Origin of the sequence: Paraburkholderia phenoliruptrix (assembly GCF_019511605.1) — a bacterium.
In the GTDB taxonomy this organism is placed as follows: Bacteria; Pseudomonadota; Gammaproteobacteria; order Burkholderiales; family Burkholderiaceae; genus Paraburkholderia; species Paraburkholderia phenoliruptrix_A.
In genome coordinates this window covers 33,133-50,018 of record NZ_JAEUAV010000003.1, presented here as the reverse complement: position 1 = coordinate 50,018, position 16,886 = coordinate 33,133, and the positions used below count along the sequence as shown (strand labels likewise).

Below are 16,886 nucleotides of genomic sequence, written 5' to 3'. Positions count from 1 at the left end.
TTCGAAAAGCGCCGCGCCTGTGAAAAAGGCCCGCTGCATGCAGCGGGCCTCGTGCTTCAAGCATCACCTGCCGCGTCGCGAACGCCTGTCAGGCGCCGCGCATGAGCAGCGCCTCGAACCGTGTTCTCAAGCCTCTTCGACGCATTCGCGCGCCTGCGCCAACGCCTGACGAAACTCCACCAGTTCCGCAATCGTTAGCATCGGCAAATTGTGTTGCGCGGCAAAGCGCTCGACATCGGCGCCGCGCGTCATGGTGCCGTCCGCGTTCATCAACTCGCACAGCACACCGGCGGGCTTGAGCCCCGCGAGAATCGCCAGATCCACCGTGCCTTCGGTGTGTCCGCGGCGCGCCAGCACGCCGCCGGGCATCGCGCGCAGCGGGAACACGTGGCCGGGCCTGACGATGTCCGCCGGTTTCGCCGTATCGGCAATCGCGGCTCGAATCGTCGTCACGCGGTCGAGAGCCGACACGCCAGTGGTCACGCCCTCGCGTGCCTCGATCGACACCGTGAACGCGGTGCCGTGACGGCTCTCGTTGTTGACTACCATCGGCGGAAGTTCGAGCGCGCGTATTTTCGCGTCCGGCAGGCACAGGCACACAATGCCGCTGCATTCGCGAATCAGCAGCGCCATGGTTTCGACGGAAAGCCGTTCGGCCGATACGATCAGATCGGCTTCGTTTTCACGGTCGTCATCGTCCTGCAGCACGACGGCGCGGCCCTCGCGCATGGCCTGCAGCGCAGCAGCGATACGCGGCGGCACGGGTTCGGTGGCGAGCAGCGGGAGATCGGCGAAAGCGTCGTCCGCAATCGTCGAAGGGGCAGGAAAAGTTGCAAAAGACATGGTTGAAACGCTCATCGCAAAAGTTGGGCGAGAAACGTTTCAGGGCATTGCAAACAGGCAAAGACGCGCCGTGAAGCGCCGCCTCGCGACGGAAGCGGCGTTCGCGCACCGCCCCGAACCGGCAGGCGATGCAACGGGAACGAATATGACTATCTGCACATCTTCTTCCATCCGGACTGTGACCGTCGGCTCTGGCTTCGCACCAGATCTGCTGACCCCGCGGCGGCTTTCGATTTGCAGAAAACCGCCTCACTGCGGGCGCTCGCGGGCTCGCCGGCCTGCGCTTTCGCGCTGCCGGCATACCGCCGGTGGGGAATTCCGCCCCGCCCTGAAGACGCACTGATTGCCGGACGAACCGGCGAGCCAAGCATACAACAGCGGCGCGCGAACCGCAGTGCAACCCCTACTGGCCGGACGGGATTGACACTCGCGCGCCCCCGTCGCGGCGAAACTGCCGCAGCCGATACGCTCAGACCGGTGCCGCTGCGCGCGCCGGGTCTTGCGGCGCGGGCACATCCCAGCGCGGCGGCGTCTCTGCCTTTAGCGTCACGCGAAACGCGCGAGCTTCGGTGTCGCCGGGATTGCGCAGGCTGTGCGGCTGATCGGCGTCGAAGACGATCGCATCGCCCGTTGCCAGCAACTGGCGCTGGTCGTGCACGCTGACTTCGAGCGTACCCTCGCTGACCACAAGGTTGACCGTCGTGCCCGGCGCGCGGCGCACGCCGGCTTCCGTATGCAACGGCGCAATGCGCAGTTCGTGGAATTCGGCGGCAGTGGGTTCGTTGTCCGGATAGAGCGGCCGGGCAGAATAGCGCCCGTTCGAACTGACGATGCGCGACGAGCGCTCCGCCGGCAAATGCTCGAAGCCGTTGGTCGCGTGGCGGCGCAGGAAGGCGGCAACCGAGACCCTCAGCGCGGCCGCTACCTTGCAGAGCACCTTGATGGACGGCACGCTGCGCGCCGACTCGATCTGCGCGAGCATCGCGCGCGATACGCCGGATGCTCGCGCAAGAGCGTCGAGCGACAACTGGCGCTCCGCGCGCAAACGCGCGAGGTTCACGCCAACCAGATGTTCGAGTGCATCGAAAGGTTCGGCGACACGCGGCGGCGCATCCGCATCAGCCGTAGGATCGCGAACCAGAGCAAGCGGGGAATGCATGATTGCCTCCAGAAGCGCCGGCAAGCGGCGCGCAAGCAGTGACTGGAAGCAAGATAGCATCGCACCCCGCTGCGCCCAACGAAGTTATCTTCACACTGTTATCAGCATTGCAGATGCCTTCCTGCGAGGCTCCGCATGCCGCTAGGCGCGCTCGCGCACTTGCACGTCACGCTGCGCGCTTGCCCGGCCGAGCGGTGTGTCCATGCGCGAGGCAAACCACGTCAGCAGCAAGGCGGCGACGCTTACCGCCGCGGCGACCCACGGCAACGTATCGAGCGAATGACCATGATCGATGACGAGCCCGCCGAGCCACGCGCCGCCCGCATTGCCCACGTTGAAGGCGCCGATGTTCAACGTCGACGCAAGATTGGGCGCCTTTGCCGCCTTCTCGACCACGCGCATCTGCAACGGCGGCACGGTAGCGAACGCGGCAATGCCCCACACGAAAACCGTCAGGGCCGCGGCAACCTGCGAATGGCTGGTGCGAGCGAAGAGCGCCATCACCACGGCGAGCGCGACGAGAATGCCCATCAGCGAAGGCATCAACGCGCGGTCCGCGAGCTTGCCGCCGACCGTGTTGCCGATCGTCAAGCCCACGCCGAACAGCACGAGAATGAGCGTAACGCCGCGCGGCGAGAAGCCGCTCACCTGCTCGAGAATCGGCGCGATATAGGTGAAGACGACGAACACGCCGCCGAAACCGAGCACCGTCATCGCGAGGGCGGTCCATACTTGGGGGTCCTTCAGCACGCGCACTTCGTGGCCGAGTCCGGCGGGACCGGCGTCGTGGCGGTTCGGCACGAGCGCCGTCACACCGGCAAGCGAGAGCACGCCGAACGCGCTGACAATCCAGAACGCGGTCCGCCAGCCGAACTCCTGGCCGACGAACGTACCGAACGGCACCCCGAGCACGTTGGCAAGCGTGAGCCCGGTGAACATCAGCGCAATCGCGCTCGCGCGTTTTTCCGCGGGCACGAGCGACGCGGCCACTACGGCGCCGATGCCGAAAAACGAGCCGTGCGCAAACGAGGTCACCACGCGCGCGACCATCAGCAGCGAATAGCTCGACGCGATCGCGCACAGCGTATTGCCGACGATGAACACTCCCATCAGCAACTGCAGCGCGAGCTTGCGCGGCATCCGGCTCGTGACGACTGCGAGCAGCGGCGCGCCGACCGCGACGCCGAGCGCATAGCCGCTCACCAGCAATCCCGCCGACGGAATCGACACCGCGAGATCGCGCGCGACCTCCGGCAACAGGCCCATGATCACGAACTCGGTGGTCCCGATAGCGAAGGCGCTGATCGCGAGCGCGAGTAATGGAATAGGCATGATGGTTCTCCAGGTTTTACGGTTGAGCGTGATGCAGCGCCGTCACGAATTCGACGACGACGCCCGGCGCCAGCGCGACAAAAATCTGCATGGCCGCCTCTTGCGGCCCCATCGGCGGCACTCGTGCTGTCTGGTAGCCGACGCCGCTCGCGTTCAGGCGGTCGAGCAGCGCCTGCCATTCGGCGGCGCTGTCCAGACGGAACGCGATGTGGTCGATGCGCGGCGCCGTGCGAAGCGACCCGCCTGCGGACGGCGCTGTCGCCTCGACCAGATGCACCACCGGCCGTCCGTCGGCATAAAGCCAGTACCCTGCGACCGAAAACGGCGGCCGCGCGCCCTCGGTCAAACCGGCGACATGGACGAAAAAGCGGCGGGCCGTCTCGAGATCCGCTGTCACTACGGTCGCGTGATCCAACTGCATGATTTCCGGCGGCTGTGGGGCCGCATCGTTTTTAAGAGCCGAATTGTGCGGGCGCGGCGAGCATTTGATAATTGGCGTAGCATTTGAAGCATTTTCAAATGCCGTTTGAAATTCGCTATGGATAACCTCGGCGACATCCGCCTTTTCGTGGAGGCTGCGCAGCAGGGCAGCCTGTCCGCCGCGGGCCGCAGGATGGGACTCACGCCCGCCGCCGCCAGCGCGCGCCTCGCCAAGCTCGAAGCCGGCCTGAAGGCGCGGCTATTCGAGCGCACCACCCGCCAGTTGCGGCTCACCGACGAAGGGCGGCTCTACCTGAACTGCTGCCGCCAGGCGCTGCAATCGCTCGATGACGCCAAAGCCGCACTGCAGGCCGGGCAAGGCGTGGTGCGCGGCAAGGTGCGAGTGTCGGCCACCTCGGACTTCGGGCGCAATCTGCTGATGCACTGGCTCGACGAATTCAACGCGCTGTACCCGGAAGTGACTTTTGCGTTGACGCTATCCGACTCGCTGACGAACCTCGTGCAGGAAGATATCGACCTTGCAATCCGCTTCGGCGTGCCGCAGGACAGCTCGCTCGTCGCCCGCAAGCTCGCGCGCAACCGGCGCGTGTTGTGCGCGTCGCCGGAATACATCGCGCGCAAGGGCGAGCCGAAAGACCCGAACGACCTCGCCAATTTCGATTGCATCGTGCTCAGCACCGGCTCTGGCCCCGTCAACGAATGGCGTTTTACGCGCGGCGACGAAGTGCAGCACTACACGGTGCCGCTCGAAACCGCGCGGCAGACCAACGACGGCGCCGTCGCGCGCGAATGGGCGCTGCGCGGCTACGGCATCGCGGTCAAGTCGATGTGGGATGTGGAGGCGGATTTGCGCTCCGACGGCCTGAAGATCCTGCTGCCCGACTGGCGCTATCCCGACGCGCCGCTGCACGCGCTCTACCACCGTAACCGCTTCATGGCGCCGCGCGTGCGCGTGCTGCTGGATTTTCTGAGCGAGCGCTTTGCGCACGTGTCAGACGAACTGGAGCGCCTGCTTGGCTTGCCGCCAGAGCCGCCTCGCGCGCAAGCGGTGGACGAAGCCTTCGGCGGTGAAGGGCTATAATATTGCGCTACACGGCAAGCGTGCGCGAGCAGCATCCGTTCACGGCCGGGCGGGCCGCCGCAATCGGCTGAAAGCGCGACTCAATGCGCCAGATGCCACACGAAGCAATCAAAGGCGGCCGGTGCGGGCCCGAGCGGACCCGGGCGGACCAAAATGGGCCCAAAATGGGCCGACGCAGGCCCGAAGCGGGCGCAAAACCAGCGGCGCACCAGCGCCCCGAAGCGCCGTCCCGCAGACATCCCGCACGCTCTCGCCTCTCCTTCACCCTTTTACCGCGCCCCCAGGTTAACCACTGCGACCGGCGAAATTCGATGACCAAGAAAGTTTATGTAAAGACCTTTGGCTGCCAGATGAACGAGTACGACTCCGACAAGATGGTCGACGTACTCGGCGCGGCGGAAGGCCTCGTGAAGACCGACACGCCCGAAGACGCGGACGTGATCCTGTTCAACACCTGCTCCGTGCGCGAGAAAGCACAGGAAAAAGTGTTCTCCGACCTTGGCCGCGTGCGCGAGCTCAAGGAAGCGAATCCCGATCTCATCATTGGCGTGGGCGGTTGCGTGGCGAGCCAGGAAGGCGCGTCGATCGTCGCGCGCGCGCCGTACGTCGATCTGGTATTCGGGCCGCAAACACTGCACCGTCTGCCGCAAATGATCGACAAGCGCCGCGCGAGCGGCCGCGCGCAGGTCGACATCACGTTTCCCGAGATCGAAAAGTTCGACCATCTGCCGCCTGCGCGCGTGGAAGGGCCGAGCGCGTTCGTCTCGATCATGGAAGGTTGCAGCAAGTACTGCAGCTATTGCGTAGTGCCGTACACGCGCGGCGAAGAAGTGTCGCGTCCGCTCGACGACGTGCTGACGGAAATCGCCGGCCTCGCCGATCAGGGCGTGCGGGAAGTGACGCTGCTGGGTCAGAACGTGAACGCGTTCCGTGGCGCGCTCACGCTTGGCTCGTCGGAAATCGCCGACTTTGCGACGCTGATCGAATACGTCGCCGAGATTCCGGGCATCGAGCGCATTCGCTACACCACGTCGCACCCGAAAGAATTCACGCAGCGCCTGATCGACACTTACGCGAAGGTGCCGAAGCTCGTGAGCCACCTGCATCTGCCGGTGCAGCACGGCTCCGACCGCATCCTGATGGCGATGAAGCGCGGTTACACGGTGCTCGAATACAAGTCGGTGATCCGCAAGCTGCGGGCAATTCGCCCGGACCTGTCCCTTTCCACGGACATGATCGTCGGATTCCCAGGCGAGACGGAAGAAGATTTCGACAAGATGATGGCGCTCGTACATGAGATGAAGTACGACACCAGCTTCTCGTTCATCTACAGTCCGCGTCCGGGCACGCCGGCTGCCAACCTGCCCGACGACACGCCGCGCGAGGTGAAGTTAAAGCGCCTTCAGCATCTGCAGGCGACCATCGAAGAAAACGTGCAGCGCATCAGCGATTCGATGGTCGGCAAGGTCGAGCGCATTCTGGTGGAACGCCCGGCGCGCAAGGATCCGAACGAGCTCGCGGGCCGCACGGAGAACAACCGCGTGGTCAACTTTCCGGCGCCGGTGGCCTCGCATGCACGGCTGATCGGTCAGATGGTCGACGTGAAAATCGTCAAGGCGTACCCACATTCGCTGCGTGGCGAGCTCGTGCTGGTGCACGACCATGCAGAGGACGGCGCGAGCGCCACCACCCACTGACTGCCCAACTCACATCGACGCAGGCGCGCGGCGCCGCGCAAAACGGCTCACAGGCCCGCGCCGCCGCCCGCGTACTGAAACCGACAGGATCGACTCATCGCCTTGAAAACCACTCAGCCGCATCTGGAATTCACCGCTCCGCGCGACGACAATGCGCGGCTTGCCAACCTCTGCGGACCGCTCGACGAAAACCTGCGGCAAATCGAGCAGGCGCTCGACGTGACGCTGCAACGCCGCGGACACCGCATTACCATCCGCGGGCGCGGCGCGAAACTCGCGCTCACGGCGCTCGAAAACTTCTACAACAACGCGCGCGATCCGCTGTCGGTCGACGACATTCAGCTTGCGCTCGTCGAAGTGCGGCACCCGGCGCGGCATCGCACGAACGGGAACGGCAATGGCGACGAAGCGGGCGAGCCGGGCTTTCCCGGCAATCCCGACCACCCATTCGACCAACCCGCCGACAGCGGCGACGACGACCTCGAGGAACTCGGCCCCAAGCTGTATACGCGGCGCGCCGATCTGCGCGGCCGCACCCCGGCGCAGCGCGAGTATCTGAAGCAGATCGTCTCGCACGACGTCACCTTCGGCGTGGGCCCCGCCGGCACCGGCAAGACCTATCTCGCGGTTGCCTGCGCGGTGGACGCGCTCGAGCGCGATCAGGTCAAGCGCATCGTGCTGACACGCCCGGCCGTTGAAGCCGGCGAACGGCTCGGCTTTTTGCCGGGCGATCTCGCGCAGAAAGTCGATCCGTACCTGCGTCCGCTGTATGACGCGCTGTACGATCTGCTCGGCTTCGACAAGACCGCGAAGATGTTCGAGCGGCAGATGATCGAAATCGCGCCGCTCGCGTACATGCGCGGCCGCACGCTGAACCACGCGTTCATCATTCTTGACGAGGCGCAAAACACCACGCCCGAACAGATGAAGATGTTCCTGACGCGCATCGGCTTCGGCTCGAAAGCGGTGGTGACCGGCGACACGACCCAGGTCGATCTGCCGCGCGGCCACAAGAGCGGGCTCATCGAAGCGCAGCAGGTGCTCTCGGACGTGCGCGGCATTGCGCTCACGCGCTTCACGAGCGCGGACGTGGTGCGGCATCCGCTCGTCGCGCGAATCGTGGAGGCGTACGACGCGCATTCGCAGAAAACCGCGAGCCCGGCGGATTCCCGGTGAATCCGCCTCGACCGTGGGCACCTGCCGCCGGACCACACTTCGCCTGAAACATCGAACAAGATGAGCCGCGCACCGAAACTGACGCTGAATCTGCAATTTCCCGCCGCCAAGGCGTGGCCTGAACACAAGGCGCTGCTGCCGCGCGCCACGGTGGCCGGCTGGATCAAGGCCGCGCTTTTCGCCGACGGCGAGCTGACCGTGCGTTTCGTCGACGCCGAAGAAGGCCGCACCTTGAACCGCACGTATCGCGGCAAGGATTATTCGACCAACGTGTTGACTTTCGCGTACGCGGAATCCGAAGACGATCCGGTGACGGGCGACCTGATTCTGTGCTGCCCGGTGGTGGAGAAGGAAGCCGCCGAGCAGGGCAAGCCGCTCGTCGCTCATTACGCGCATCTGCTGGTGCACGGCACGCTCCATGCACAAGGCTACGACCACGAAGCCGAAGAAGAAGCCGAGGAAATGGAAGCGCTCGAAACCGAGATTCTTGGCAAACTGGGCTTTGCCGACCCTTATCGCTAACCGCCGCCCGGACTGAACCGTGAGCACCTTTGCCTCCGACGACGATGGCCGAACCCCGTGCCCGGACTACCCGCCCGCACTCGGCGAGTCGCGGCTCCTGACGGACGAGGAACTGCGCGCGTCGCTCGAATGCACGCTGCGCGACTGGGACCGGCGCAGCGACTTGTGGCTGTTCGGCTATGGCTCGCTGATCTGGAATCCGGGCCTGCCTACTGTCGAAGCGATGCGCTCGAAAGTGCATGGATACCACCGCGGCCTGTACCTGTGGTCGCGCGTGAATCGCGGCACGCCCGAGGTGCCGGGGCTGGTGCTGGCGCTGGATCGCGGCGGCTCGTGCACGGGCATTGCGTTTCGCCTCGCGGCGCAAGGCGCGATGCCGCACCTCGAAGCGCTGTGGCGTCGCGAAATGGCGATGGGGTCATACCGGCCCGCGTGGCTGCCTTGCGTGCTCGCCGACGGCCGGCGCGTCGACGCGCTCGCGTTCGTGATGCGCCGCGACGTGCCGACCTACACCGGCAAGCTCGGCGACGACATCATTAGAACCGTGTTCGGCTGTGCGTGCGGCCGCTATGGCACCACGCTCGATTACGTGAGCCGCACGGTGCACGCGCTGCGCGAAAGCGGCATGCCCGACCGCGCGCTGGAGGCGCTGCTGGAGCGCTGCGGCGCAGGCCATCCCGACCCGGACACAGCCGGCGCCGCGCCGCCTGTCGCGCAGCCGCAAGCCAGCAAATAAACACGCTGTACCGCGGCAAAAGGGCCGCAGCAAGGCCCGCAGGCCGCATCTGGAACTCGGGTCGGATAGCGCCTCTTTTGCTTCGCCATTTTTTCCTGGCAACGCTTTTCACTGCGTAATCAGTTACGATTGACCCAAGGCCCGCGTCTTGCGGCGCTCCGGCGTCAGCCTTTTCATTCATCGCCCGGCCGGGTGGGACACGGTCCCGCCATGTGCCTGGTGTATCCTTAATGCTCCGCAACAGCGCGCCCAGTCTTGCCGGGCGCACTACCATGAACGACACGTATCCCAGTCGACGCCATACCGACAAACCTCACGAAAAACGCTCGCTGCTCGAGCGTCTGACCGATTTCATCTCGCCCGAGCCCGACTCGCGCGCCGAACTACTGGAAATCCTGCAGGACGCGCACGAGCGCAACCTGATCGACGCCGACTCGCTGTCGATGATCGAAGGCGTATTCCAGGTCTCCGAACTGAGCGCGCGCGACATCATGGTGCCGCGCGCGCAAATGGACGCGATCAACATTGCGGACAGTCCCGCCGAATTCATCCCCTACGTGCTGGAAAAAGCGCATTCGCGCTATCCGGTCTACGAAGGCAACCGCGACAACGTGATTGGCGTGCTGCTCGCGAAAGATCTGCTGCGCTACTACGCCGAAGAAGAGTTCGACGTGCGCGGCATGTTGCGGCCGGCCGTGTTCATCCCCGAGTCCAAGCGCCTGAACGTGCTGCTGCACGACTTTCGCGTGAACCGCAATCACCTCGCGGTGGTGGTCGACGAATACGGCGGCGTGGCCGGCCTGATTACGATCGAGGACGTGCTCGAGCAGATCGTCGGCGACATCGAGGACGAATACGATTTCGACGAGGAAAGCGGCAACATCATCGCCTCGCCGGACGGACGCTTCCGCGTGCGCGCGCTGACCGAAATCGAGCAGTTCAACGAGGCATTCGGCACGGAATATTCAGACGAAGAAGTGGATACCATCGGCGGACTCGTCACGCATCACTTCGGGCGCGTGCCGCACCGGGGCGAGAAGGTTCGTATCGACGATCTGATCTTCGAAATTCTGCGCGGCGACGCGCGCCAGATTCACATGCTGCTCGTGCGGCGCGATCCGCTTGCCGGTCAGCGCGAGCGCGAGGCGCAGCACGTGCAGAGCTGAGCGGCGCACCGCCGCAGGGCTTTGGCCCGAGTTTCTTCCACCCGCCACATCTCACGCCGACCGCGCAACAATGGCCGACCCGATTACTTCCTCTTCGCGCCGCGGCGTGAGCGCGTCCGCCGCGCAAGCCGCGCGCGCGCGTACTCTGCCTCGCTGGCATTACCTCGTCGCGCTGGCGGCGGGCGCGCTCAACACCTTGTCTTTTGCGCCCACGCCGCACGGCGGCTGGCTCGAGGTGGCCGTGTTCGTGTTCCTGTTCGCGTGGCTCATGCGCACCACCGGCTGGAAAAGCGCCGCGCTCACCGGCGGCGCGTTTGGCTTTGGCAACTTCGTGACCGGCGTGTGGTGGCTCTACGTGAGCATGCACTATTACGGCGGCATGCCCGCGCCGCTTGCCGGCACGGCGCTCGTGCTGTTTTCGTTGTATCTCGCGCTGTATCCCGCTTTGGCCGCCGGCGTCTGGTCGTTTTGCGCCGGTCACGCGCGCAACGGCAAGGCCACGGACGACCTGCCGTTTTCACCGACCTGGCATGGGGCGCTCGCGTTCGCGAGCGCGTGGGCGGTCGGCGAATGGCTGCGCGGCACGGTATTCACCGGCTTTCCGTGGCTCGCGAGCGGTTACGCGCAAGTGGACGGCCCATTCGCCGGGTTCGCGCCGCTTGCCGGCGTCTATGGCGTCGGCTGGGTGCTGGCGCTCGCGGCCGCGCTGCTCGTGCAGGCGCTGGTTCCGCTCGTCGGGACACTGCGCGGGTCGCGCGGATCCGCCGATACGGCGCCGAACGGCGCCGCGAAGCGTGGCCATGCTGCACAGGTTGCGCTGCCGGGCGGCATCGCGCTCGCACTGATCGCCGCCGGCCTGCTGCTGCCGCTCGCCACCTGGACGGTGCCGGCGAACGCGCCGCTCGCCGTGCGTCTCTTGCAAGGCGACGTCAAGCAGGAGATGAAGTTCGAGGAAGCAGGCGTGCGCGCCGCCATCGACCAGTATCAGCAGATGATCACGTCGAAACCGGCCGATCTGATCGTCACGCCCGAAACCGCCATTCCGGTGCTCGCGCAGCAGTTGCCGCTGCCGTTCGCGACTGCCGTGCGCAACTTCGCGGACTCGACGGGCAGCGCGATCCTGTTCGGCGCGATTGGCGGCTCGGTGACGCCCGAAGGCCGCGTGGTGGACTACACCAACAGCCTGTTTGGCGTCACGCCGGGCACGCGCGACGTGTACCGCTACGACAAGCATCACCTCGTGCCGTTCGGCGAATTCGTGCCGTGGGGCTTTCGCTGGTTCGTCAACCTGATGAACATTCCGCTCGGCGATTTCGCGCGCGGCGGCCCAGTGCAAAAGCCGTTCGTCGTGCATAACCAGCCGGTTGCGGTAGACATCTGCTACGAAGATATTTTCGGTGAGGAGATTGCGCGAACCCTGCGCGAAAGCGACACCCCGGCTGGCGTGCTGATCAACTCGACGAACCTCGCATGGTTCGGCGACACCATTGCGCTCGACCAGCATCTGCAGATCGCGCGCATGCGCTCGCTCGAAACCGGCCGCCCGATGCTGCGCGCGACCAACACCGGCATGACGGCAGCAATCGACGCCAACGGCAAAGTGCTCGGCAAGCTCACGCCGTACACCATCGGCTCGCTGGACGTCACCGTGCAAGGCACGGCCGGCCGCACGCCTTATGTGACGAGCGGCAATAACACGGTGCTCGCCGTTTCCCTGTTGCTGCTGGCCTTCGGCTTTGCATTCGGGCCCGGCATTACGCGTCGCAAAAACGGCAAAGCTGCAAACGGCGCTGAATAAACAGCACCAGGGCCGCAATGAAAAACGCGCGCTGCGGCGATAAACCGACAGCGCGCGTTCAGAAGCCAGATACTCGTTACTGATTCGACGCAATGCGTTGCTGAATATGCTGCGCACGCGCCGGCGACGCCGGATGCGAACTCAACATACTGGATTGGCCGCCATCCATTTGAGCGAGTTTGTTGAATGCCGTGACGAGGCCAGACGGGTCCAGGTTTTTCTTTTTCTGCAAATCGAACGAATAATCGTCAGCCGCGCTTTCCTGCGACTGCGAGAATTGCGCGTTAATCAGCTTCTCCGAAAATTCGCCCAATTGCGAACCGGACAGCGCGCCGGCAATACCGCCCGCGGAAGAGGTCACCGAGCGCACCGCCGAGGTTGCGTACGCCACCTGCATTGCCTTCTTCGTGTGGCCGAGCGCCACGTGGCCCATTTCATGGCCGACCACGCCGCGCACTTCGTTGTCGTTCATCATGTCCATCAGGCCGCTGTAGACTCGCACGCAGCCATTGGCCATGGCCCACGCATTGACTTCCTTGGTCATGTAGACCTTGTAATTCACCGGCGTGCCGTTAATGTTGTCGCCCAGTTGCGCGGCAATCTTGTTCAGGCGTTTCTGGTACTTGCTATTGGCGGGCGCCACGGTGTTTTCCTTGTCGAGCTGCGCGCAGGACTTGTCGCTGAGCGCGCGGACGTCCGAGTCCGACAGCATGGCGGCCTGCGTGGCCAGTTGGCCCGACTGGACCAGCGAGGACGGATCAAGGCTGCTGACATTGGAACATGCGGCGAACAGCGAGCACGCGGAAGCAGCAATAACAAAGCGATACGGTTTCATCGTGAAAGTCTCTTTGTGGTGTTATTCGTTCGACGGCGCGATCAACTCGCCGCCCATTCGCAATGGCCGCATTCGACGCTAAATCATGCCGGACAGTTTGACTGCATAACCATTGCCCCACATTGCGGGCGAAAAAAAAGCGCCTGTGGAAGGCGCTTTTTACCACAACTGAAAGCATTATTTCATGATTTCGTAATTACGATTAACGGTATTTTGCAAACTTGCCGTAATCTTCAGCGGCCCGGCTTGAGCCGCTCAGCCAGCCGGCACCGTGTCGATAAACGACTGGCGCAGCGAGAGCTTCTGAAAATGCTTGTCGAGATTCGGGTGCGCGTCGCGCCAGTTCAACTCCGGCATGCGGAAGTCCAGATAACCTAGCGCACAGCCCACTGCAATGTCGGCGAGCGTGTAGTGGTTGCCCGCGCACCAGGGCTTGGCGGCGAGGCCTTGTGACATGGCGAGCAGCGCTTCGTCTATCTTGCGCTGCTGGCGCGCGACCCACGCGTCGACGCGCTGCTCCGGCGCGCGCTGCGTGCTTTCCAGGCGAATCAGCACGGCGGCGTCGAGCAGGCCGTCGGCAAGCGCTTCCCAGCACCGCACCTCGATGCGCTCGCGCCCCGACTGCGGGATCAGCTTGCCGACCGGCGACAGCGTGTCCACGTACTCGCAGATCACGCGCGAGTCGAACACCGCTTCGCCGTCTTCCATCACGAGGCACGGCACCTTGCCGAGCGGATTGAAGGTATGGATGCGGGTATCCGGCGCCCAAACGTTCTCGGGCACCAGCTCGTAGTCGATCTTCTTGTCGGCCAGCACGATACGCGCCTTGCGCACGAACGGGCTGGCGAGCGAACCGATGAGTTTGATCATTGCCATCTGCCTTTTCCTGAATCCGGCGAAAGTATAAGTGCTTGGCGGCGTGCGCGAGAGCCGCGCGCGCTCTTCGCGAGCCAGTCGCGCGCCGGCTGTGGATGGATTGCAACATTGCCGTGCGGCGCGGGTGCTGTCCAGACGGCCGAATGGCCAGGGACGGTGGCGGGCGCGCGCCGCGTAGCCAGGCGCTGAGCGCGGCGACAGCCCCGCCCCACCCGAGCAAGCACCCAGCGCCAGACAAACCGCGCCCGCTGCTGCGTGCCCGCGCGAAATCCGCCGATGCATTGGGCGCTACAATCGCACGATGAACCAGCCGACCGAACCCACTATCGCCATCGACGTCTACCGCACGCGCCGCGAGCGCGTACTCGCCGCGCTGCGCGCTGCGGGAGGCGGCGTCGCCATCGTGCCGACCGCGCCCGAAGCGTTGCGTAACCGGGACGCCGATTACCCGTACCGGCACGACAGCTACTTCTACTATCTGACCGGCTTCACCGAGCCTGAGGCGCTGCTCGTGCTCGACGCCAGCGCGGCGCCGGGCGAACCCGCGTCGATCCTGTTCTGCCGCGAGAAAAACGTCGAGCGCGAAATCTGGGAGGGCTTTCGCTTCGGGCCCGACGGCGCGCGCGTCGCTTTCGGCTTCGACGCTGCATTCCCCTTCGGTGAAATCGACGCGCAGCTGCCGCGGCTTCTCGCCGACAAGCCCTCGCTGTACTACGCGCTCGGCGCGTCGGACAAGCTCGACGGCCAGGTGCGCGGCTGGCTGGAGGCGGTGCGCATGCAGGGCCGCGGCGGCGTCGCGGCGCCCACGGCGGCGCACGATCTGGTGCCGTTGCTCGACGACATGCGTCTCATCAAGGACGACCACGAGCTCGCCATCATGCGCCGCGCCGGGCAGATTTCGGCGCAGGCGCACCGCCGCGCAATGGCCGCGTGCCGGCCCGGCGTGCGCGAGTACGAGCTAGAAGCGGAACTGCTCTATACGTTCCGCAAGTTCGGTGCGCAGGCGCCGGCTTATACGTCGATCGTCGCGGCGGGCGCCAACGCGTGCGTGCTGCACTACCCGGCCGGCAACGCGATTGCGCAGGAAGGCGATCTGATTCTGATCGACGCGGCGTGCGAGCTGGACGGCTACGCGTCCGACATTACCCGCACTTTTCCCGCGAGCGGCCGCTTCACGGCGGCGCAGCGCGAACTCTACGACATCGTGCTGGCCGCGCAGCAGGCGGCGGTCGCCGCAACGCGCGCCGGCGCCAGCTTCGACGACCCGCACCAGGCGGCGCTGCGCGTGCTGTCGCAAGGCTTGCTCGACACGGGCATCGTCGAGCGGACGAAGTTCGCTTCTGCCGACGACGTGATCGCCGAGCGCGCCTATGCGCCCTTCTATATGCACCGCACGGGCCACTGGCTCGGCATGGACGTGCACGACGTGGGCGACTACCGCGAGCGCGGCGCGCCGCGCGACGAAGCGGGCGTGCTGCCGTGGCGCACGCTGCAGGCTTCGATGACGCTCACCATCGAGCCGGGCCTGTACATCCGTCCGGCGCAAGGCGTGCCCGAGCGCTACTGGAACATCGGCATTCGTATCGAAGACGACGCGATCGTCACGCCAACGGGCTGCGAGCTGATTACGCGCGACGTGCCGGTGGCCGCCGACGAAATCGAGGCGCTCATGCAGGAAGCTCGCACGGCTCACGAAACAAGGAAGTAATCCGCAATGAACGATGTTTCCCCGTCGACGGTCATTCTGAAGCCGCGCGCGCTGGAGCAGACCTTCGATTTCGACGTGACGATTGTCGGCGCCGGTCCGGTCGGACTCGCGCTTGCCGGTTGGCTCGCGCGGCGCAGCGTCACGCGCGAGCTGAAGATCGCGCTGATCGACGCCCGCGAGCCCGAGGATTCGGTTGCGGACCCGCGCGCGATTGCCGTGTCGCACGGCAGCCGCATGATTCTCGAACCGCTGCGCTGGCCCGCCGACGCCACCGCGATCCAGCGCATCCACGTGTCGCAGCGCGGACATTTCGGCCGCACGCTGATCGACCACAGCGAGCACGGCCTGCCCGCGCTCGGTTACGTGCTGCGCTATGGCTCGATCGTGCACGGTCTCGCCGAAGCGGTGCGCGCCACGCCGGTCCACTGGTTCCGTTCGACCTCCGCCGGAGCGCCGGTCCAGGAAGAAGACGGCGTGACGCTGCCGATCGAAACCGCGGGCGTCACGCGGCGGCTGCGCACGCGGATTCTGGTAAGTGCCGAAGGGGGTCTGTTCGGCGATCAGAAGGGCGACAGGCACCAAGGGCGGCACAGCGCAAAAGGCGGTGACGAGCACGCCGCACACGGCCCTGGCGCTGATGCCGCAGATGGCCCCGCCGCCGCGAGGGCCCAAGCTGCAGAGCCCGATACGCTGAACGCCCGCGCCGAAGAAGGCGACTTCGGCGCGCATGCACACAACGAAAGCGCGAATCACGGTAACGGCAAGCACGCCCGGCGCCGCGACAAATCCGGCACGCGCGACTACGGCCAGACGGCGCTGGTCGGCACGGTCAGCGTGTCGGCGCCGCAACCGCACGTCGCGTGGGAGCGCTTCACGCCGGAAGGCCCGATCGCCCTGCTGCCAATGGGCGGCGTGCGCGGCGCCGACTACGCGCTCGTCTGGTGCTGCGCGCCTGACGAAGCCGCGCGCCGCGCGCAACTTCCCGACGACGCATTCCTGCGCGAACTCGGCACCGCGTTCGGCACGCGCATGGGACGCTTCACGCACATCAAGGGACGCGCGTCGTTTCCGCTCGGGCTCAACGCGGTCGACACGCTGGTGAAGGGCCGCGTCGTCGCAATCGGCAATGCGGCGCAGACGCTGCATCCGGTGGCGGGCCAAGGCCTGAATCTCGGCTTGCGCGACGCGCATGCGCTCGTCGACGCATTGTCGGCCGAAGGTCCGACGCCGCTCGCGCTGGCTACCTTCGCACAGCGCCGCGCACTCGACCGACGCATGACGATTGGCGCCACCGACACGCTCGCGCGCCTGTTCACCGTCGACTTCGCACCGCTCGCGATCTTGCGCGGCCTTGCGCTGACCGCGCTGGAATTCGCGCCGCCGGTGAAAACCGCGCTGGCGCGGCAGATGATGTTCGGCCAACGCCGCTGAGCGTGGCGCGCTTCTCGAGTCATGCGGCCGGCGGCACATCGGTGTGGCCCGCCGGCCCGGCACCCGCCTGAGCCGCGGTAAAAAG

15 protein-coding genes and 1 riboswitch are annotated in these 16,886 nt (G+C 65.6%); of the genes, 9 read left to right on the top strand and 6 right to left on the bottom strand.

Going from position 1 to position 16,886, the window contains the following annotated elements:
* Window positions 1-126: 126 nt before the first annotated feature.
* From ribB to JNB89_RS06385, 4 genes are all read right to left on the bottom strand, one after another.
* Window positions 127-843: a 3,4-dihydroxy-2-butanone-4-phosphate synthase gene (gene ribB / locus JNB89_RS06400; protein WP_220361684.1), complete on the bottom strand. Its 717-nt coding sequence runs from the start codon at window positions 841-843 to the stop codon at window positions 127-129.
* 155 nt (window positions 844-998) lie between these two features.
* Window positions 999-1,183: riboswitch (FMN riboswitch) on the bottom strand.
* Window positions 1,184-1,312: 129 nt separating this feature from the next.
* Window positions 1,313-2,002, bottom strand: coding sequence for a helix-turn-helix domain-containing protein (locus JNB89_RS06395; protein WP_220361683.1), 690 nt, complete (start codon window positions 2,000-2,002; stop codon window positions 1,313-1,315).
* Between the two features lie 141 nt (window positions 2,003-2,143).
* Window positions 2,144-3,334 (bottom strand): MFS transporter, encoded by a 1,191-nt coding sequence (locus JNB89_RS06390; RefSeq protein WP_220361682.1) that lies wholly within the window; start codon window positions 3,332-3,334, stop codon window positions 2,144-2,146.
* Window positions 3,335-3,350: 16 nt separating this feature from the next.
* Window positions 3,351-3,755 (bottom strand): VOC family protein, encoded by a 405-nt coding sequence (locus tag JNB89_RS06385; protein WP_220361681.1) that lies wholly within the window; start codon window positions 3,753-3,755, stop codon window positions 3,351-3,353.
* A 117-nt stretch (window positions 3,756-3,872) separates the two neighbouring features.
* Between JNB89_RS06385 and JNB89_RS06380 the strand changes: the two genes are divergently transcribed.
* From JNB89_RS06380 to lnt, 7 genes are all read left to right on the top strand, one after another.
* Window positions 3,873-4,856 carry a LysR family transcriptional regulator gene (locus tag JNB89_RS06380; RefSeq protein ID WP_220361680.1) on the top strand — a complete coding sequence of 328 codons (984 nt, stop codon included), beginning with the start codon at window positions 3,873-3,875 and terminating at the stop codon, window positions 4,854-4,856.
* A gap of 311 nt (window positions 4,857-5,167) precedes the next feature.
* Window positions 5,168-6,553, top strand: coding sequence for a tRNA (N6-isopentenyl adenosine(37)-C2)-methylthiotransferase MiaB (gene miaB / locus JNB89_RS06375; RefSeq protein ID WP_220361679.1), 1,386 nt, complete (start codon window positions 5,168-5,170; stop codon window positions 6,551-6,553).
* A gap of 102 nt (window positions 6,554-6,655) precedes the next feature.
* Entirely contained in the window at window positions 6,656-7,729 is a 1,074-nt protein-coding gene (locus tag JNB89_RS06370; RefSeq protein WP_013340444.1) for a PhoH family protein, read from the top strand.
* A 60-nt stretch (window positions 7,730-7,789) separates the two neighbouring features.
* Entirely contained in the window at window positions 7,790-8,251 is a 462-nt protein-coding gene (ybeY, locus tag JNB89_RS06365) for an rRNA maturation RNase YbeY (RefSeq protein ID WP_013340445.1), read from the top strand.
* A 19-nt stretch (window positions 8,252-8,270) separates the two neighbouring features.
* Window positions 8,271-8,987: a gamma-glutamylcyclotransferase gene (locus tag JNB89_RS06360; protein ID WP_220361678.1), complete on the top strand. Its 717-nt coding sequence runs from the start codon at window positions 8,271-8,273 to the stop codon at window positions 8,985-8,987.
* A gap of 272 nt (window positions 8,988-9,259) precedes the next feature.
* On the top strand, window positions 9,260-10,153 hold the full coding sequence (locus tag JNB89_RS06355; protein WP_013340447.1) for an HlyC/CorC family transporter: 894 nt from the start codon (window positions 9,260-9,262) through the stop codon (window positions 10,151-10,153).
* A gap of 70 nt (window positions 10,154-10,223) precedes the next feature.
* Entirely contained in the window at window positions 10,224-11,951 is a 1,728-nt protein-coding gene (lnt, locus tag JNB89_RS06350) for an apolipoprotein N-acyltransferase (protein WP_220361677.1), read from the top strand.
* A gap of 76 nt (window positions 11,952-12,027) precedes the next feature.
* Here the strand turns inward: lnt and JNB89_RS06345 are convergent, their stop codons facing one another.
* Window positions 12,028-12,786, bottom strand: a complete 759-nt coding sequence (locus JNB89_RS06345) for a M48 family metallopeptidase (protein ID WP_220361676.1) — start codon at window positions 12,784-12,786, stop codon at window positions 12,028-12,030.
* Between the two features lie 255 nt (window positions 12,787-13,041).
* Window positions 13,042-13,656, bottom strand: coding sequence for a glutathione S-transferase C-terminal domain-containing protein (locus JNB89_RS06340; protein WP_198139990.1), 615 nt, complete (start codon window positions 13,654-13,656; stop codon window positions 13,042-13,044).
* A 307-nt stretch (window positions 13,657-13,963) separates the two neighbouring features.
* Between JNB89_RS06340 and JNB89_RS06335 the strand changes: the two genes are divergently transcribed.
* Entirely contained in the window at window positions 13,964-15,370 is a 1,407-nt protein-coding gene (locus JNB89_RS06335) for an aminopeptidase P N-terminal domain-containing protein (protein WP_220361675.1), read from the top strand.
* Between the two features lie 6 nt (window positions 15,371-15,376).
* On the top strand, window positions 15,377-16,801 hold the full coding sequence (locus JNB89_RS06330) for a UbiH/UbiF/VisC/COQ6 family ubiquinone biosynthesis hydroxylase (protein ID WP_220361674.1): 1,425 nt from the start codon (window positions 15,377-15,379) through the stop codon (window positions 16,799-16,801).
* Window positions 16,802-16,886 lie beyond the last annotated feature (85 nt).